This is a genomic window from Neobacillus dielmonensis (assembly GCF_000612665.1).
Classification (GTDB): Bacteria; Bacillota; Bacilli; order Bacillales; family Cytobacillaceae; genus Neobacillus; species Neobacillus dielmonensis.
The window spans coordinates 55553-74872 of the sequence record NZ_HG942022.1; the positions used below are offsets into that span (position 1 = coordinate 55553).

General features: G+C 40.5%; 12 protein-coding genes, 1 tRNA gene, 1 rRNA gene, 2 other RNA genes and 1 pseudogene. 15 read left to right on the forward strand and 2 right to left on the reverse strand.

The features are described 5' to 3' along the window. The first annotated feature begins 12 nt into the window (after positions 1-12). The 4 genes from BN2425_RS01035 (at position 13) to BN2425_RS01050 (ending at position 7257) form a co-directional block, all read left to right on the forward strand. Positions 13-3429: a discoidin domain-containing protein gene (locus BN2425_RS01035; protein WP_052352735.1), complete on the forward strand. Its 3417-nt coding sequence runs from the start codon at positions 13-15 to the stop codon at positions 3427-3429. A gap of 199 nt (positions 3430-3628) precedes the next feature. Further along, the gene (locus tag BN2425_RS01040; RefSeq protein ID WP_042454131.1) at positions 3629-4729 is read left to right on the forward strand and encodes a glycoside hydrolase family 88 protein; all 1101 of its coding nucleotides are present in this window, start codon (positions 3629-3631) and stop codon (positions 4727-4729) included. Between the two features lie 142 nt (positions 4730-4871). Then, positions 4872-5531, forward strand: a complete 660-nt coding sequence (locus BN2425_RS01045) for a YesL family protein (protein WP_042454133.1) — start codon at positions 4872-4874, stop codon at positions 5529-5531. A 34-nt stretch (positions 5532-5565) separates the two neighbouring features. After that, positions 5566-7257 carry a cache domain-containing sensor histidine kinase gene (locus BN2425_RS01050; RefSeq protein ID WP_042454135.1) on the forward strand — a complete coding sequence of 564 codons (1692 nt, stop codon included), beginning with the start codon at positions 5566-5568 and terminating at the stop codon, positions 7255-7257. On the opposite strand, the gene BN2425_RS01055 is transcribed toward BN2425_RS01050, so the two are convergent. Then, on the reverse strand, positions 7237-8850 hold the full coding sequence (locus BN2425_RS01055; RefSeq protein ID WP_042454137.1) for a response regulator transcription factor: 1614 nt from the start codon (positions 8848-8850) through the stop codon (positions 7237-7239). The two genes, BN2425_RS01050 and BN2425_RS01055, sit on opposite strands and share 21 nt — an antisense overlap. A gap of 229 nt (positions 8851-9079) precedes the next feature. On the opposite strand from BN2425_RS01055, the gene BN2425_RS01060 reads away from it, so the two are divergent. From BN2425_RS01060 to BN2425_RS22905, 6 genes and pseudogenes are all read left to right on the forward strand, one after another. Further along, positions 9080-10000: a carbohydrate ABC transporter permease gene (locus BN2425_RS01060; protein ID WP_042454153.1), complete on the forward strand. Its 921-nt coding sequence runs from the start codon at positions 9080-9082 to the stop codon at positions 9998-10000. 15 nt (positions 10001-10015) lie between these two features. Continuing rightward, the gene (locus BN2425_RS01065) at positions 10016-10864 is read left to right on the forward strand and encodes a carbohydrate ABC transporter permease (protein ID WP_042454139.1); all 849 of its coding nucleotides are present in this window, start codon (positions 10016-10018) and stop codon (positions 10862-10864) included. A gap of 113 nt (positions 10865-10977) precedes the next feature. Next, entirely contained in the window at positions 10978-12327 is a 1350-nt protein-coding gene (locus BN2425_RS01070) for an ABC transporter substrate-binding protein (protein WP_042454142.1), read from the forward strand. A 69-nt stretch (positions 12328-12396) separates the two neighbouring features. After that, positions 12397-14142: a beta-glucuronidase gene (uidA, locus tag BN2425_RS01075; RefSeq protein WP_042454144.1), complete on the forward strand. Its 1746-nt coding sequence runs from the start codon at positions 12397-12399 to the stop codon at positions 14140-14142. 253 nt (positions 14143-14395) lie between these two features. After that, positions 14396-15358 (forward strand): annotated as a pseudogene (locus BN2425_RS01080) (S8 family peptidase). A gap of 615 nt (positions 15359-15973) precedes the next feature. Then, on the forward strand, positions 15974-16435 hold the full coding sequence (locus BN2425_RS22905) for a hypothetical protein (protein WP_042454145.1): 462 nt from the start codon (positions 15974-15976) through the stop codon (positions 16433-16435). 135 nt (positions 16436-16570) lie between these two features. On the opposite strand, the gene BN2425_RS01090 is transcribed toward BN2425_RS22905, so the two are convergent. After that, positions 16571-17344, reverse strand: a complete 774-nt coding sequence (locus BN2425_RS01090) for a DUF3891 family protein (RefSeq protein WP_042454155.1) — start codon at positions 17342-17344, stop codon at positions 16571-16573. 347 nt (positions 17345-17691) lie between these two features. Between BN2425_RS01090 and BN2425_RS01095 the strand changes: the two genes are divergently transcribed. The 5 genes from BN2425_RS01095 to BN2425_RS01110 all read left to right on the forward strand — a co-directional run. Continuing rightward, positions 17692-18048, forward strand: coding sequence for a globin domain-containing protein (locus tag BN2425_RS01095; protein WP_042454146.1), 357 nt, complete (start codon positions 17692-17694; stop codon positions 18046-18048). Between the two features lie 163 nt (positions 18049-18211). Beyond that, positions 18212-18597, forward strand: an RNA gene (rnpB, locus tag BN2425_RS01100) — RNase P RNA component class B. A 32-nt stretch (positions 18598-18629) separates the two neighbouring features. Beyond that, a tRNA-OTHER gene (locus BN2425_RS22400) sits at positions 18630-18691 on the forward strand. After that, positions 18691-18775: signal recognition particle sRNA small type (ffs, locus tag BN2425_RS01105), an RNA gene on the forward strand. The genes BN2425_RS22400 and ffs overlap by 1 nt, the downstream gene beginning before the upstream one ends. A 452-nt stretch (positions 18776-19227) precedes the next feature. Further along, positions 19228-19320, forward strand: a 16S ribosomal RNA gene (locus BN2425_RS01110); the annotation flags it as partial.

Consider the following 19320-nt stretch of genomic DNA (forward strand, 5'->3'; position numbering starts at 1 on the left):
AGAGTTGGCTAGATGAAATTTGGGAATCGAGGCAGTTTATCGGTTTTGATGGTTTTCTGTTTGGTAGTTTCTCTGTTTTTTCCTGTGATAGAGACTACCTTGGCTGAGGAGAGTTCGCCTAATTTGGCTTTAGGGAAGACCGTAAAGGAAAGTTCTGATTGTTCAGGTTGCGGTAAAGCTGCTGAAAATGCTGTCGATGGTAATGACTCTAACTACTGGGCACCGACCAATGCTGATGTTATAGATGACCATAATGCTTGGATTGAAATTGATTTGGGTCAGATAACCGAAGTGAATGAAGTTGTCCTAAAGGGATTAAATATTCCTTATATTCAATCGTATCAGATAACCTATCGTACGGGCACTACTCCTGTTGAAGTAGCTGTAAAAAGTCAAGATTTAGCATCGTCTGAGAAAATTACATTTGAGACAGTGAAAGCGCGATATATAAAAGTAAGCCTTGGAATTATTGAGTCAGCAACGGGAAGAGAAAATATCCTATCAGAAATTGAGGTCTATAACCGTCCAATCAGTGGGGACCCATTATCCAGTCCATTAACATCCCTAGAGGTATCAACGGGCGGGGAAAAAGTTGGGGCAGATGGAATGACACTGCTTCCTGGCCAGACGAAATCAATCAATGTGATCGGAACTTTAGCGAATGGAACCATCTTAGATGTAACAGCAGATGCAACATTTAGCACCAATGCACCAGAGATTATCATGGTGGACCACCTTGGTGTTCTCACTGCTAAAGGTGAGGGGACCGCTGCCATTGATATCACTGTCACCAAAAATAATGTATCCCAAACCTATCGTTTATGGGTGGATGTGTTTGGACCGAATTCAGACAAATCCCAAATAAATCTTGCTTATAAAAAATTTGCAACTGCCAGTTCACAATGTAACAGCTGCCAGACTTTTGCCTCTAATGCAGTTGACGGAGATGAAAGTACAGCTTGGAGAGCCTTAAGCGGGGACTATAATGACGATCAACAGCATTGGTTAACGATTGATCTTGGCAGAGAACTCCAGTTTAATAAAGCTAAATTCATCTTCAATCCTGATGCCGTTATCAATTATGAATTATTCTCATCAAATGACGGGAAAAACTGGACCTCTTTTTATCAAAACAGATTAATCATTGATGATAAGGAAACCGCTCTGTTTGAAAAAGTAAAGGCACGTTATTTAAAGATTAATCTGAATGCAAAGCGAGCTTCGGCACCATTAATCTATGAATTAGAACTATTTGAAACGGATGAAGCACCGGTTCCTCCGGTTCAAAACCCTCTATTAGACGTGTACTTGAAGGATGATATCACCAATTATCAAGATGATGCGGATGTACCAATGAGTATTGGTGATACCAAGCAGCTATCATTAGTGGGCTCCTTTTATGAAGGAGGAACCCTTGCTGAACAAAATGCCGTACTCGAGTTTACCAGCAGCAGGCCTGAAGTAGCAACCGTTGACCAAAACGGGAATATTACGGCAGTTGCCGGAGGAGTAACCACACTAACGGCACAGGCAACTGCTGAAGGAATTACACAAAGCACACAAGTGTTTGTGGTTGTGGATGACCCTCAAGCCCGAATTGTGGATACCACCTTGGTGCATAAGGATATCCCGACTAGAATTGGTCTGCCTGCCATTCTAGCCCCTGGGGGAGAATTTCCACAAGTAAAGGTTGCAGCCCATGAAAATGGTAAACTGAGAGCTTCTGTTATCAAGGATGATGGTCAGGTTATCCATAAATTTAAACTGTTGCAACTTTTAAGCGGTGAAGAATACAGCCTCTCCATTCCTGGGACACTCCAAGAAGGAAGATATGAAATTCAGTTAGAAATCCAGTTGGATAAAGGAAACAGGGTCTATGACACATTACATTTCCGGGTCATGGACACTACGCAGTTCCCTGAGGACCAGTCTAAAATGGTATTTTTAAATGAACAAGGAAAACTGGAGTATTCTTCCGATTTTAGGGGGAATCAGATCATGGACTATTCCAACAGCGGTTATATGGGCGGAGGGGTGAAAATACCTGATGTCGAAGCGAAGGTATTGGTTGAACCAATTGAAGGCGACAACACCGATCATATCCAACGGGCGATTGACGCTGTATCCGCAATGCCGCTTCAGCCCAACGGATTCCGTGGTGCAGTTGTTCTTCAAAAAGGAACATTTGAAATCGGAGGGACGTTGAAGATCAACAAAAGCGGGATCGTCCTTCGTGGCAGTGGAGAAGGTGAAGACGGAACCATCCTTTATGCAACAGGAAAGACAGTGAGAAATATTTTAGAGGTAGGAGATATGACGGCCAAGCCAACCTTATTGGAGAAAACCAAAACGACTGTGACGGATTTGTATGTTCCAGTAGGAAGCCGCAGCATCCATGTCGAAAATGCCTCCCATTATAAAATCGGTGATCCGATTATGATCCGACGTTACGGAAACAGTGCATGGATTCATGAAATTAATATGGACCAAATCCCTGATCGGGGAAATACCGTTCAATGGGAGCCATTCCACTTAGACTTTGACCGGGTGATTACGGGGATAAAAGGAAATACCATCACCTTCGACGCCCCGATTCCGAATGCGATTGAGCATGTATGGGGCGGAGGAGAAGTTTATAAAGTGAATGATTCTGATCGCCTAAATCAAATAGGTGTTGAAAACCTTCGAGTAGATGTAGAGTTTGACCCAACCGTCACCGACGTATACGAGGGCAAGGTTTACTATTCAGATGAAGAGAAAGCAGATACGTTTTTGACCTTTGAATATACCAAAAATGCCTGGGTGAGAAATATAACCGGGGTGCACTTGACCAAAAGCTTAGTCAATGTGGGAAGATGGTCAAAATGGGTAACAATTCAAGATGCCACCAATAAAGAGATGGTCAGTATCATCACGGGTTCGCGACGCTACCCGTTCAATTACGTCGGTCAGCTAACGTTGACCCAGCGGGTATATTCTGAATCTGCAAGGCATGGGTTTATTTTTGACCGGCAAATGGCAGGTCCGAATGTGATTCTAGATTCAGTCGATATCAAGGGCTACAATCGCAGTGAGCCCCACCAACGCTGGGCTGCGGGCGGGTTGTTTGACAATGTGACAGGAAATGCGAATGTCATGGACCGTTCTTATTATGGTACCGGGCATGGCTGGGCAGGCGCCAACTTTGTCTTTTGGAACCATACAGGAGAATTGGCCGTCCAAAGCCCGCCGACAGCGCAAAACTATGCCATCGGTCTGGTCGGGAACCGAAAGCCAGGCGATTTTCTGACGGAAGGAAACCTAATTCGGGAAGATGGTTACTGGGAAGCCGAAGGCCGTCATGTTGCACCTCGCAGTCTATATTTGCAACAGCTGCAAGATAGGCTCGGGAGTCAGGCTCTTGAGAATATTAAGGCAAGTAACGGGTGATCATAGGCGGACAGTTAATGCATTAATCGATTGAAAAAAAAATAGGGGCAGCCAATAAGGATTATTGGCTGTCCTATTTTGCATGGCCGCCTCATTTAAAGAATTGTAAAAATAGTGCACGAAAGGGTCATAATTCTTCAGTGCCTTCATCATTCCTTTAGGTTAAGATATCGAAAAGAAAGGTGTGGAGGGGATTACCATGTTAAAAAGTGGGATAAAAGAACTCATTCAGCAAAAAATCATTAAAAATATGAATCAAATCCAAGACCGGCTGCCCCATGCAGCTGGGAAAGATGGAATCTTCGATGATACCAAACCCAGCTGGTGGACTTCGGGTTTTTGGCCGGGAATATTGTGGACGTTATATGATTGGACAGGTGAAGATGGCTATAAAAGTAAAGCGGAAAAATGTAATCAAAAATTGGAACAATATTTCCTCCATCACCCAAATGAATTTGACCATGATGTAGGTTTTCAGTTTTTATTATCATCTGTTTACCGTTTCGAGCTTACCGGTGATGAAGAAAGCAAGCGTCTTGGCTTAATGGCGGCGAATTTTTTGGCCGGGAGATTCAATCCGCAAGGGAATTTTATTAAATCCTGGGATCGAGCACCTGGATGGGTCATTGTCGATTGTCTGATGAATCTCTCCTTATTGTTTTGGGCGAGCCGTGTCTCGGAGGATCCGCGGTTTAAGCATATCGCCATCCGCCATGCCGATACCTTTTTACAACATGGCGTGCGTGGGGACGGGTCGACCTGTCACATACTGTCCTTTGATGCTGATACTGGGGAATTTATTGAGGCGTTGGGCGGTCAGGGTTTTGCACCTGATTCTTCTTGGAGCCGGGGAAATGCCTGGGCCATTTACGGATTTTCCAATATGTACCGGTATACAGGCGACCACAAGTACCTCGATGCAGCCAAGAAAATTGCACATCAATTTATTACCAGTTTACCTGATGATGATGTTCCTTATTGGGACCATCGAGTCGAATGTCTTGGACTGGAACCAAGGGACAGTTCAGCAGCAGCCATTGCCGCGTCTGGGTTAATGGAAATCGCTGACCATGTTCCAGCCAACGAAAAGCGCATCTATTTAGCGGCCGCCAACAAAATCCTCCAATCACTTTCGGAAAACTATGCGACTTGGAATATTCCGGAACACCAAGGGATTCTTTTACATGGGACAGGAAATAAGCCGAAAGGCAATTTTATCGACGTATCCTTGATTTATGGGGATTATTTCTTCATAGAAGCGATCGCCAAGTTGGATGGCCGGAACCGGCATATCTTTTAAGAAAAAAGAACCAAGCGGACCTAGCTTGGTTCTTTGCTTGGTGTGTCATATTTTTACCTTGAAAGTAAAAATCGTGCATAGGTAAAAATCGGATAAGGTTTATAATTACATATAAAATTCGGGCATGAAAGGAGTATGAAGAATGGAACAGACTGGTTTAATGGGGGGCTTTTATCGGGTAAGCGAATGGATATTTAGGCTGATTTATGTGAATGTCCTATGGATCCTGTTCACATTATTGGGTGGAATTATCCTTGGTGTTATGCCGGCTACCGCTGCCGCATTTGAAGTTTCGCGAAAATGGTTTAAAGATCTTGATGAGGTTTCAGTATTCAGAGCGTACTGGGAAAGTTACCGAATCAATTTCATCCAATCAAATCTGCTAGGTTTGTTGTTATCCTTGGCAGGGGGAATCCTGTTTATATACCATCAAAGCCTGGGTGTAATGCCGGAGCAATGGAATCTCATCTTTAAAATCTTCTTTTATAGTATGTTGTTAGTCTATTCCATCATCGTGGCATTCATCCTACCTGTGTTCGCCCATTTTCAGGTGAGCCTGTTTGCGGTTTTCAAAAATACTCTTGTGATTGGGCTATCGTACCCCCATTATGCATTTCTAAACCTAATGGTCGTTAGTATTTCATTTGTGATTTTCCAGTTCGTTCCCATTCTCGCATTGTTCTTTGGAATCAGCGTCAATGCTGTCTTGATCATGAAAGTCTCTTTTAAAGTGTTCATGAAAATTGAAGCAAAGCAAAGCGAAAAAAATGGTGGCGGCAATTCGCAGACATATTCAGTATAATAAGAGTATATTTGTCGAATCAGGAGGGATAGGATTGAAGCTGAAAAATAATTTATCTTTCTATCAACGTATCCAATTTTCACTTTTATTCTTGATTATCCTTCCGTTTACGATTTGTTCGATTATCACGTATTACATAATTAGACATGACGTGACAGAGCGGATTACCACGTCCAACCAACAGGTGATGAATACGATTCGGAATGATGTAACGAATACGATTGACGACATTACTTTTTCAACCGTTTTGATGTCCCGCGATATCAATACACAGGAAAAATTGACTAGTTTGGTAGAAACGAAGAAAATAACATCGTTTCAAGAGAATGAGAGCGTTCTCCAAATAAAGGACTTTTTAAGTCTGCTAGAAACGAAGATGGTTGGGGCCCAGTCAAAAATCTTTTTCGTCAACCCCAAGGGTTTTATTATCCATGCCTCGGAATATGGAAAGCTTGAGCAACTAAGTCAATATTGGAGAAAAATTGATAGCCGCGTGGACATGTCCAATACCCGCACGATTCAATCGTTGGGTGTCATCGAAACCGAGAAGAGTGGTGAAAATGATTACTTTTTCGCCAGGGTGATTCGTCACCAAGGGAGTGGTGAATACTTAGGTACCCTGGTGATTCGGATTCCCCATTCTTATTTTGCCAATGTGTTCAAAAGTATTGAAATGGGGCGGCTTAGTCTGGAAGACCAAGATGGAAAAAGAATCGCCTATTATCAGACGAATAGTTTTAAAAATAAGCATATTTTGAGGTTTGAACAGACCATCAGCCGCGCCAACTGGACGCTTGTTTCGGAAATGTCCCAGGCGGAAATTACCGGATCAATAACCAAGACGTTCTTTTTGTTTGTCAGCTTAATTGTTTCGCTGATTCTTGTGTTTTTCCTTTTGGCGATTGTGATGTCTAAAAGTCTAATCAAACCGCTGCGAAAGTTTGAAAAGATCGTCAGGGAATTTGCCCACGGCAATCTTTCGGTTCGCTTTCATGTAAAAGGGAAGGATGAGATTGCGATTATTGGCCATGCCTTTAATCATATGCTGGATCAAATAAAGGATTTGATCCAGCGGATGAAAGAGGAGCAGGAAGCGAAAAAACTTTTAGAACTTCAAAGTTTATCGGCGCAAATCCATCCCCATTTTTTAATGAATACATTAAATTCGATTAAATGTAATCTAAGCCTGTCGGGTGATGCTTTTCATAGTAAGAAAATCGATTCATTGATTAGCTTATTGAGGTCGTATATGCGCGTAAATGTCCCCAATACGCTTTTGAAAGAATGCCAATTAATCTATGATTATTTAGAAATTATGAATATGAGGAACGGAACCGATATTGCAGCGAAAATTGATATTCAAAAGGAGCTCGAAGAATTCCAGATTCCTAGATTACTAATCCAGCCTATAATCGAAAATAGTATTGTCCATGGTTTTGTCGATCGTGAGCCAAACTCAGTCATTTCCATATATGTCTATGAAACGGATTCGAATGTTCAAATAGAGATTTCCGATAACGGCATCGGGATGCCCGACGAAAAGTGCCAGCACCTCAATCGTCTGTTTCAACAGATGGATGATGAAGATGTTTCTTCTTATAAGCGGGTAGGACTCGTGAATATCGCCCAGCGTTTAAAACTGACGTACGGTTCGAAAGCCTATTTAGATGCGAAGGTCAACGAAGAAAAAGGGATGTGCTTTTGCCTACACATCCCCAAATTTTAATAATTGTTTTTCCTGTGATGTTCTTTTATATTCGCCTGGGCTCTTGCCGGTGTATTTTTTAAAAATCTTCGAAAAATATGTGCGGTCTGAGTATCCAAGACTAGAGGTAATCACCTCAATCGTTTCATCTCTTTCCAATAGCATATTGACGGCTATGCGCATTTTATAACGGTGCACATAATCGGTAAAATTTTCACCGGTCAATTGCTTGAAATATCTTGAAAAATAGCTGGGATTTAAATGAAGATGATTGGCCATAATAATCGACGTCATGTTTTCGGACATATGCTCGATGATGTATTGGTCAATCTCTTTTAATTTAGGGCTTCTGAGGTGGTGCTGTTGCTTTGCATTTTCCAGTTCTTCCAGGCAGATAAGAATCCGCAATTGGAATAAGGCAATCATTTGCTTGATGGTCGTGCTATTTCTTACAGCTAAGTCAAAATGGATAAACGAAGAGTTGGCGTGAACCACCTGTCCAAGGATGTTCAGGCATTTGTCCTTTAACTGATTCGGCTCCAACAGCAGGGTTCTGGCTGTTTTCTCCAAATCCACCAACACCTTTTGGACTTCTTCCTGATTGACATTTTGAACTCCTTCCCTTAATCCCTTCAGAAAGGGAGCCAGCAGACTGTCCTCCACAAAATGAAACGAAGGCCGTTTCGATTGAACTTCTTGGAAAATTGGAAGTTTGTCCAAATAGAAACTGGAAAATTTCAATTGATTCAGCGCTTTGATCCTGCTCCCCAAGGAAGCTTTATCACATCTAGTATGATAAAAAAAGTGAACCTCGACCTGTAACGATTTCTTGGCTTCGTTATGAATACTAGTAAGATATTGCTGTAGCGGTTCAAATACATTCGTGATAAAGCTTTTTTTGAAATTATAAATGATAACCAAATTGAGATCGCTATCTTGTAAAACGGTGTATTCAGGTTTATTCTTTGCCAGATCTTCAGCAATGGCAAACAATTGGTGATGCCATTCTGATGCTTGATTCTCTAGCTTGTCCCTTGAACAAGGAGTGTTATCCATTGATGAGGTACAAACGATAAAATCAGGATGTTTCCAGTTAATCCCCAGACTTTGACTAAACTGAAGGATCTTTTCATTGGATTCCTCATCTGTCAGCGCTTTCAAAAAAGACTGCTTGAGAAGGTCTTTGTTGTTGTGAATGGTAGCTTGATAGCTTCTTGCTTCTTGGAAGTCGATTGATTCCTTCAGATAATCTATTGACTTTAAGATACTGACTTTTAATTGGCCGGCTTCGAGTTCGTCCTTGATCAAATAATCGTCTACTGCGATTTGGATGGCACGTTTAGCGTAGTAAAAATCCTCATGGCAGGTTAATAATATGATTCTTGTTGCCGGGTCCATTTCCTTTAACCGAAACGCCAGCTCCAACCCATCGATTTGCGGGATGCCAATGTCGGTAATGACAATATCAGGATGATACTCTTCAAATAACGTTAACGCTTTCACACTAGAGAAGGTGGAAGCCACTATTTTAACACCAAGCCCCTCCCAGTCGATCAGATTTTCTAGATATCTCAGCATGGGCACATCATCATCAACGAGCATTACTTTGTACATGTCTAACCTCCATTAATTTGTTAACTAAACCAATTATAATCTATCTATTTTATCTTCGTTAGTTCGTTTTTTTGAAAAGTGTGCAAAATTTTTACCTTTCCCACAGAAACAAGTAAAAATAATAAGCTGTTTAGAGCAATTAAAAATCCTATAATGGGTCTCGTAGATAAGATAATAGTAAGAAAAGGAGGCTAACAGAGTGGAAGTCAACTATAAAGCTGAAAGTGAAATGGCCAGCGTTACCCCAGCCAGCAGTAAAAAAGTTTTCTGGAATGAGCGGCGAAAAGAAAGCGCTGCCGGGATCCTGTTTGTTTTGCCGGAGGTGTTAGGAATTTGCCTGATGGGAGTATTTCCGCTGGGTTTTACATTATTTCTATCCTTCACGGAGTGGAATTTTATCGGGGGTCTGGATGCCATTAAGTTCATCGGGTTTGATAACTTTGTCCGATTGGCTAGTGATGAAAGCTTCCTATTAGCTTTAAAAAACAATCTCTTGTATACGTTATTCACGGTACCAGTGGGGATGGTACTGGCGTTGATCTTGGCAGTGGTGATTCATTCTAAAGCGTATGCGAAGGATTTTTTCAAAGTTGCCTTTTTTATCCCTTATATTTCAACCCAGGTAGCGGTAGCGGCCATTTGGGCAGCGTTATTCCACCCATCTCTTGGTCCTATCAACCAATTTTTGAAAAATATTGGAATGGCAGATCCGCCTAAATGGCTGGGAAGTACAGACAGTGTCATGGCTGCCATCATTATCATCGGAATTTGGCACGTTGTCGGGTATATTGTCATCATTTATATTTCCGGTTTAAGCACGATATCCATAGAGGTGTATGAGGCAGCAGAAATTGACGGAGCGAACTTTTGGCAAAAATTCATTAAGATTACAGTTCCGCTGTTAAGTCCAACAACCTTCTTCTTAGCCATTACGTTAATGATTTCGTCCTTTAAAGTGTTTGATCTGGTCGCATTTTTAACGGAAGGCGGACCTAACCATGCCTCTAATGTACTCGTGTACTATATTTACGAAGAGGGCTTTAAAAACTTCAGGATGGGTTATGCATCTGCCATTTCTTGGGTGCTTTTCATCATTGTAGCCGTGCTGACCATTATTATGTGGAAAATTCAAGGTCGGAAGGCAGAGTAGAGGAGGAGGTTTTTTATGTACAAGTTGAAGGTGCCAGTTCGGAAAAATACTTCTAATATTATTATAACGGTCCTTTTAGGGATTCTTTCTATCTTGTTCCTGATCCCGTTAATTTGGATGCTTTCTACTTCGGCAAAGTTTGAAAGCGATGTCATGGTGTTCCCGATTGAATGGATTCCGAAAAGATGGAATCTCGTGGAAAACTTTAAAGCAGTATGGATGAGTGATGTTCCATTTGGCCGGTTTTATTTTAACTCTTTGAAACTAGCATCGATTACAACATTGGTTACACTGATTGTATCTTCGATGTCAGCGTATGCTTTTTCTAAGCTCCGGTTTCCTGGGAGAGGCGTATTGTTTGGATTATTATTGGCGTTCCTCATGATTCCTGAGCAGGCTACTCTAGTGCCGCGTTATATCATGATCAAATGGTTCGGCCTATTTAATACCCATGAAGGTCTTATCTTAATGTCAATGTTTTCTATCTATTTCACGTTCCTTATGCGCCAATATATGGTCGGAATCAGTGATGAATATATCGAAGCAGCGAAAATTGACGGCGCCGGTTATTTTAAAATTTATTGGAAAATCATGCTTCCACTGTGTAAACCGATTTTGGCGACAGTAGGGATTATTAAATTTATATGGGTATGGAATGATTATCAAAATCCTCTAATCTTCCTATATAATGAGAAGCTGTATCCGATAACATTAGGTATGCAATATTTCAGAACCGAGTACAGCGAAAACTATGCCGTTATGATGATGGCATCCTTATCGGCCATCCTGCCGCTTTTGATCGTTTTTGTCATTCTGCAGCGGCAAGTTATTGCCGGAATTTCCTTAGGCGGCGTCAAAGGGTAAGTAAAAATAGTACACAACTAAAGAAAAATCTTACACATCGTTTTCGTTTTCTGTAAGCTAAGATATAAGTGCAATGATATAAAAAAACAAAGAGATGAAAGGGGTTTCAAACGATGAAGAAAAATCGCTTGATAGTTATTTCACTATGTTTCCTACTATTGCTGCTATCAGCTTGTTCTGGAGGAGCGAAGGAAAGTTCAGGTTCAAGTGACAAGAAAAAGGATGAAAAGAAGGAAGACGAAGTCGTCGAGATCAAGTATTTCAACTGGGATGCTGACCAAACAGCCATCAACCAAATTATTGCCGACTTTGAAAAAGAAAATCCAAATATCAAGGTGAAATCTGAGGTATTAATTCCAGGTGGTAGTGCGGTTGATAATATGACTCGTATGGACGTGCTCATGTCTGCTGGTGAGCAAGTCGATGTCGTTTCGATTCCGAATGTAGACCAAGCTGTATTAAGAGCGGCTAACGGTATGTTCGAGCCATTGGATGGATATTTCAAGAAAGATGGTATTGACATTAAGAAAGATTATCTAATTAACGCGTCCTATAAAGGGAAAGTGTATGCGTTACCACACTTGACCAACTACTGGTATATCTTGCTGAACAAGGACGATTTGGATGAAGCAGGGCTGTCTGTACCGAAAGAAGGCTGGACTTGGGATGATTTTGCAGAATATGCCAAGAAGCTGACAAAAGGAGAAGGCAAAGATAAGCGGTATGGTGTTTACTTCCATACTTGGGGTGAATATGCGAACCCAATGTTGTTTACGGAGAAAGCGCATCCTTATATGAAAGACGAAAAAACATCGATCTTTAATGATAAATCCTTTGACTACTGGTTTGATTTCAGAAGGAATTTAGAAAAAGCAGGCGCCATTAAGCCTTACTCTGATGTCATTGGGTCGGAGCTAAACTATCGTACGGAATTCTTTAATGAAAAGGCAAGTATGTTAATGACCGCTAGCTGGACAGTGGCAGACGTTGGAAACATTGAGAAATATCCTCATGATTTCAAAACGGCCTTTGCGCCAATGCCGCGCATGAGTAAAGATTCACCAATTGGAACAACCAACATTGCCGGTGAATTCTCGGCGGTTGCAAAGAACTCGAAGCACAAAGAAGCGGCCTATAAGTTCTTGAAATATGTAACGGGTGAAGGTTCCCAAACAAGAGGTTTATCTTCATGGACAAAAGTTGACGGGAAAGCGACCATCAACAAAATGGTGGCTGGCAAAGAAAAATATTATGATGTAGATTCACTATTAAACACTTTATTTAACGACAAAGTAAAAGGAGCCTATACTTCGGACATCGCCATTTCTTATGGCAACGAGCTTAAGAAGGATGTTCTTGAGGCAGGTTTCACGAAGTATATGCTTGACGGCATCTCGGTCAAGGAAGCAAAACAATGGATGGTAGATGAAGCAAACAAGATTATTGAAACAAACAAAAAATAACGTAAAGAAGAACTGACTTGTGTATATCCAGAGTCAGTTCCTTTCTTTTTTTAGGGGGAAAAGGGAATTATGTTGTATCCACAAACGAATCATCACCGCAGTGAAATCTCATTGGACGGTTTTTGGAGATTTGCCAAGGATGAAAAGAATGAAGGGCAGGAAAAGGGATGGCAGGTGCAGGGGATCCCAAGCGAGCGAGATATTGCGGTTCCTGCAAGTTGGAATGAACAGAATCAGGACTTGGTTCATTACTTTGGGACAGGATGGTACGAGAAGGCAGTGGTAATCCCTGGTGTATTCAAGGGTCAGCGCATTTTTTTAAGGATTGGAGCAGCAAACTATTATTCTTATGTTTGGTTTAATGGAAAGTTGGTAGGTGAGCATGAAGGCGGCCATCTTCCCTTTCAGTTTGATGTAACAAATTTCATTGATTGGAATGGCCCGAACCGGGTGACAATTGCCGTTGATGTACGCATAAAGCCTGACAGCCTGCCTGCCGGTGAGGTTGAACACGAACAAATCATTCAAAAAAATGGTTTTAAGGGACAATTCCCACGAAACTATTATGATTTTTTTCCATATGGGGGAATCAATCGTCCAGTTCGTTTGGTGGTAGTCCCACAGACACACATTGAAGATATAACAGTTGTAACAGATATTGTTGGCACTGACGGCATAGTGGATTTTACGGTTACATTGAATCAGCCATTTACCGGATTGCTTTCGGTTCGGATTGATCAGGCGGCTGCGCAGTTTGACATGGTGGATGAGGTCTCCGTTTCGGGGAGATTAACCGTTCCGGATGCATGTTTTTGGTCCGTTGATCAGCCTCACCTCTATCAATTGTTGGTAGAGTTATTGCAGGACACTGTCCAAGTAGAGGAGTACAGATTAAAAATCGGTATTCGGACGATTCGTTTGGAGGACGGAAATTTGCTGCTTAATGGAGAGCCTGTATTTTTACGAGGCGTTGGATTACATGAGGATTTTGCCGTGTTAGGCAAAGGGATGCATCCCGCGGTGATTGTTAAGGATATGAATCTATTACAATGGTTAGGGGGCAATTCTCTACGTACTTCGCATTATCCGTATAGTGAGGAATTTCTTAACTATGCCGATGAAAATGGTATCCTGGTGATTGGAGAAACGCCATTCGTTGGGTTTGTGGAAAGTCATTATAACAGCCCCATACAGGAAAAAGCGAAGCGTGTAATTACAGAAATGATTCACCGCGATAAGAATCATCCTAGCATTATTGCCTGGAGCTTGGCGAATGAAGGGAATACTTTTGTTCCAGCAGCTGATGGATTTTATAAAGCCTTATATGATCATGCGAAAGCCTTGGATCAGTTTCGTCCGATTACGATTGTAAACTGTTTGGAGGTGGAAGGGGATGTCGCGCTGAAGCATTTCGATTTTGTTTGCCTCAATCGATACTATGGTTGGTATACGCAACCTGGATTATTAGATGAGGCATGTGAAATCTTGAATGCTCAACTGGATCGGTGCTTTGAGCTTTTTGGAAAACCGGTTATGGTCACAGAGTTTGGAGCCGATGCGGTTGCTGGTATGCATATGGACCCACCGGAATTGTTCTCGGAGGAATATCAAGCAGAACTCATCATGCGCTATTATAAGATCATCCGCTCCAAATCATACACCATGGGTGCACACATTTGGGTGCTTTCTGATTTTAAAACCAGTCAAAATGCCAAACGTGTCATTCTGAATCGAAAAGGATTGTTTACCCGTGACCGACAGCCGAAGCTGGCTGCACATACGGTTCAAAAGATGTGGGAAGAGGAAAATTTGTAGGGTTCATTCATATAACATATGGTTGATTTAATATCTGTCATACATTAATAGGTTCCCAGTTTTATAAATATAGGACCTTACTTATTTGATTGTTATCGTATATATAGATAAAGAAAGAAGGTTTTTATGACAAAAATCAGGAGGGAATCAGAACAAAATACGCCAAAAGAATCTATTTTAATAGATTCAGAATTGTTAAACTATTAATACAACTAGAGGGGACTTCAAAAAAATCTGTGTAGGAGGGAAAAACATGGAGCGAAAAATGCGCTTGTTTCCGTACCAATTGAATGCAGAGGTTGAAGAAGTAACCGAAGTGCCAGCGGGGGTTGATTTAATCCAAGCCCCAAAAGTCTGGAAACAAACGAAAGGAAAGGGAACCACCATTGCCATCCTAGATACAGGCTGTGATTTGTCACATCCTGATTTGAAGGAACGAATTATTGGCGGAAGGAATTTTACCAATGATAATAAAGGCAATCGAGACCTTTTTCAGGATTATAATGGCCATGGGACACATGTTGCTGGAACGATCGCAGCAACGGAAAACAAAAGAGGAGTAGTGGGTGTTGCACCATAGGCTAATTTGTTAATTGTAAAAGTCCTCGATCAAAATGGTTCCGGTCAGTATGAATGGATTATCAATGGTATCTATTATGCCATTGAACAAAACGTTGACATTATTTCCATGAGTCTCGGTGGCCCTGAAGATGTTCCCGAATTACATGAAGCAATTCAAAAGGCGGTTGAACAACATATTCTTGTGGTATGTGCTGCTGGAAATGAAGGGGATGGTCAAGATATAACCAATGAATTAGGTTATCCTGGTTCGTATAATGAAGTTATAAGTGTGGGAGCCATTAATTTAAATCGTCGAATATCGGATTTTAGCAATTCCAACAATGAGGTAGATCTCGTTGCACCTGGTGAAAATATTCTATCAACCTATCCTAACGGAAAATATGCCAGTCTTAGCGGAACATCTATGGCAACTCCACATGTATCCGGAGCTTTGGCCCTGATAAAGGCCATTTCGAATCAAGCCTTTGAAAGAAAGCTGACAGAGCCCGAAATATATGCACAATTAATCAAGCGAACTGTTCCTCTAGGTCATTCACCGAAGCTGGAAGGGAACGGTATGGTGTACCTGACGGCAGTTGATTACTTAGCTCAAGTATTCAATACAGATGGAAGAACTGCTGTATTGAAGGTTTAAATAAGTGAAATAAAAGATAATGATTGAATATAAATGGCTGCCGAGTAAACCTCGACAGCCATTTATTTGAATACAGTAAATAAAAAAATTGTCCAGTTCGTTTATAATAACTTTATTATGTTAACTACGAGGAGCTTTGAATGCCAAAAATAAGCATAATATTAAAAAACATGCCGTGACTGTTTAACCATAAGGCTGTTTTCGTGGATATTGTAGTTTTCCTTATTAAAAATACTAATAAAGTGTCTCTTCTGATACTCGTTAACCTATTAGGGGGAAATCGAACTGACCAGAGTTCTGCTCCACAAAAGATATTGCCTACCGTTCTCGTAATTTTTCCGAGAGTTTGGTGTTAATAAAATTCTATTAGCTACCGTTATAGCAATTTTTACAAGGGTTCGGTCGTTAAAATAGGCAATCTGTTTACACTTCTTCTGATGGTCGATGAATGTAAAAATAGCAGCAATCCTATACAAATGATTCAACAGTAAAGATATCAGGTTGATTTTCTCTTTTTGAATGGGCCACTTTGCTATATAGTTTCATAAAACGAAACATTTTCATCGTTCACACGTATGAAGTAGTAAAGTATTTCCTGATTTTGGAGGTGGCGTTTTGGAAGATCAATTGGCGTTTGTAAAATCGCTTTTAAGAAAGCTTCAAGGTACCTTAGATAAAGCAATCTTACAGAAGTATAACCTAAATAAATGTGAACGCGTTGCTGAAAAGTTGAATAACTTTTCCCCAAATTGTATGGAATGTCAGCAACAATTGTCTGAATTGAAGGACCATTTGATACAACTTGAATCAAAAAAAGATCGGCTAGAATATACAGACTATAATCATCATAACCAACTGATTAAAGGGATAACTTCTCACCTCCACAAAAAGCATAAACTGCTGCCAGAGGGATATTATCTTTCCATTTACATGTCGTTTGGGATAAGTATAGGTTGCGCACTTGGTTTAACTATATTTAATAATATTGCTTTAGGCATACCAATCGGAATGGGAATCGGTATCGCAATCGGAGCAGGATTGGATGCAGATGCTAAGAAAAAGGGGAAAACAATCTAGTTTATAAAAAGCCTTTTCTAGAGCTCCTCACACAATTAATTTCCCCTTTTTTTCTTTCACTCGATAACCTTCACTAGAATCCGTCATTTGAAAAAATCCGAGGAAATCGCTTGCTACCATTAATAAAGGACTCCATTATAGGGAAGAAAAAGTTATTGTCTTTATATTTTCAGAAGTATCTAAATAAGCCTTCATTATACCGTTTAACATGATGTCTTCCTTTTTTACTTCCTTATACGGTAAATTCACCTGTATTACTTGAGAAAATGGTGAAACGGAAAGAGAGACATTTTCCCGACCCGTCCAATATGCTTGGATTGGCTGGTTATTCGCAAAAGAGAAGGTTTCAGGAAATCCATATCGAAAAAAGGAGTGCTCGTTTGCTTTTTTGACTCCCGGTTCATTTAAACAGACATAAAGAGAAAGATTATCACAAAACTTTAAGATCTTAAGGTGATACATAAACAGGTTTTCAAGTTCCCTGTTTCCTTTTATTCCTAACACCTTAAACAGGTTTTGAAGTCTGTTTCTTTCAACAGCCACAAATTGCTTTGCCGAGAGATGTGTATCATTTTGCAGGAACGATACATAATGCAAACTGCAAAGAAGACTAGCATATTTGCTCATTCTTTCTACTTCATCAATTCCTTGTTTATAAATCGCTGTCTTTTGCTCAATAGGGTAATTGGTGAACGAGTATGGTTGGTCCTGTTCGCAATTCCATATAGGTTGGGAATCCGCCTCAATCCATCCGCGGTCATGTTCATTAATGGCTAAAACTACTTCATTTTTCAGATTGACTCCTTCAAAAAATTCACTTTTCCAAGACTGGGCTAAGTGACCAGAAATAATGGCATGGTCATGCTGTTTGATCATAATAAAACGATCTGCTTGCTCACGAATAATCAATGATACACCACTCCTTTCACCTTTTTCCTCTTTCATCATTAATAAGCCGCGATTGTTTAGATCTTGATTTTCAATAGAAAATAAAAAAGGAAGTTTTTTGTCGCTGCTAGAAGGAGATACTTGGCAGTAGAAAGAGGCTAGTTGAAGAAAAAAGCTATATAGTGACAAGGCCGTATTTTTGGTCTTTTTAATATATTCATTACCCAATGTTATTATAACTGTAAACATAGTTATGAGCCAATTCTCATAAAAGCAGAGATGCTTATAGTGATATAAATCACAATCTTGCAAAGTGGTTTACACTATAATAATAGTATAAACTGCTTGCAGAAAGAGGGAAAATCATTATGGCCATTGAATTAACACAGGAGAAGGTAAATGAATTGGTCGACGGCTTCTATGAGAAACTATTAAAGGAACCCTATTATGTTTCAATGTTTACCGAAAGAAAGGTAGATATCGAATGGCTGAAAAATCGCCAAAGAATATTCATCAATCGCCTTATATCCGAAGGAAACTCTGAGCAACAGACAAATCAAGTAGCCCAAGTTAAAGACAGACATCCTTTCCAAATCGCTCCAGATAGAGCAGAAGCCTGGTTTGGAACAATGAGAGAGACCATGGAAGAAATGGTTTTGGATGATATGGTTAAAGAACAACTTCTAAGTAAAATCGATTTTTTACTAAAAAAGATTGTAAGCTAACCTTATCTGCAAAGGAAATGATAATAATTCAGAGATGTAAGATTGATTAATGTGGCACAAACATGATCAAACATCATTGGAAATATTGGAATGAATCTCCTAAAGAATTATTCTTCTAATCCTGGTATAGTATTAACTGTACTTGATGACGACGAAAAAATGAAATGGTGAGTAGTCGCGGCTCCTTTTCTGGAGCTGAGGAAAGTCCAGGCTCGCACAGTGCTGAGATGCCTGTAGTGTTCGTGCCATCTGCAAAGGTGGGCAGTCAATCGTAGTATTGGCTGACGGCGGTAAAATCATGCTAAGTCCTGCGGGATATGCTGAGAGTAGCCTGAAAGTGCCACAGTGACGATGATTTTCTGGAAACGGAAAAGGTGGAACGGGTAAACCCCACGAGCGAGCAACCCAAATTTAGGTAGGGGCATCATCCTGCGGCAAATGAACCTAACGGATGAATTGGCCAAGCGGTCGATAGATAGATGACTACTGCTTCCTGTACAAGGCTTGCTGCCGATTGGAGTACGGAAGTACAAAACCTGGCTTACAGCCATTTCATTAGCATCATATCGTTATTGTAATTTTCCGCAGTAAGCTCAGTGGAAGAGCTTATTGGCTATTGTAGGTTCGAGTCCTACCTGCGGAGTCATAGTCCAACAACGAAACTACGAACGGGTCAGGGCGGGAACGCAGCAGCCATAACTAGTGGAATTGTGTGGGCTATTACATAGTTTATCCAAAACGCTAAACTTATTTGAGTTTAGCGTTTTTTCTATACTTCCTTTTGTATTCTTTGCTGACTTATGTGTTAATAGGGATGGAATAAATTTCTATTGATGTTTTCTGGGATAGTTGATACTATATACAAGCTCGCTTGTGAGCAATATAAGTTAACTCGTCATTAATAGTTTTTGAAATTGGATGAATGTTACCATTGATGTATTCACATTATTGGTGGTATGATAATAAAGTTGCTTGAAAGGCTAACTATTTTATTTCTAAATTAAACTGGAAATAATTAACGGTTGTGACTTATATTGAAATGTGATATTATATTAAACGTCGCTTCAACAGATGACAAGCAAAATTGTTCTTTGAAAACTAAACAAACAAAACGTCAACAATAAAACATTCGTTTCTTACGAAACGAAGCCAACGTAAAATTTATGAGCTATATCAACTTTCTTGGAGAGTTTGATCCTGGCTCAGGACGAACGCTGGCGGCGTGCCTAATACATGCAAGTCGAGCGAATCATTAGGAGCTTGCTCCTGATG

Bases quoted from the DNA above. Each gene is read 5' to 3' on its own strand.
- BN2425_RS01035 (WP_052352735.1), top strand. From the start codon at position 13: ATGAAATTTGGGAATCGAGGCAGTTTATCGGTTTTGATGGTTTTCTGT.
- BN2425_RS01040 (WP_042454131.1), top strand. From the start codon at position 3,629: ATGTTAAAAAGTGGGATAAAAGAACTCATTCAGCAAAAAATCATTAAA.
- BN2425_RS01055 (WP_042454137.1), bottom strand. From the start codon at position 8,850: ATGTACAAAGTAATGCTCGTTGATGATGATGTGCCCATGCTGAGATAT.
- BN2425_RS01070 (WP_042454142.1), top strand. From the start codon at position 10,978: ATGAAGAAAAATCGCTTGATAGTTATTTCACTATGTTTCCTACTATTG.
- BN2425_RS01045 (WP_042454133.1), top strand. From the start codon at position 4,872: ATGGAACAGACTGGTTTAATGGGGGGCTTTTATCGGGTAAGCGAATGG.
- uidA (WP_042454144.1), top strand. From the start codon at position 12,397: ATGTTGTATCCACAAACGAATCATCACCGCAGTGAAATCTCATTGGAC.
- BN2425_RS01095 (WP_042454146.1), top strand. From the start codon at position 17,692: ATGGCCATTGAATTAACACAGGAGAAGGTAAATGAATTGGTCGACGGC.
- BN2425_RS01060 (WP_042454153.1), top strand. From the start codon at position 9,080: ATGGCCAGCGTTACCCCAGCCAGCAGTAAAAAAGTTTTCTGGAATGAG.
- BN2425_RS01065 (WP_042454139.1), top strand. From the start codon at position 10,016: ATGTACAAGTTGAAGGTGCCAGTTCGGAAAAATACTTCTAATATTATT.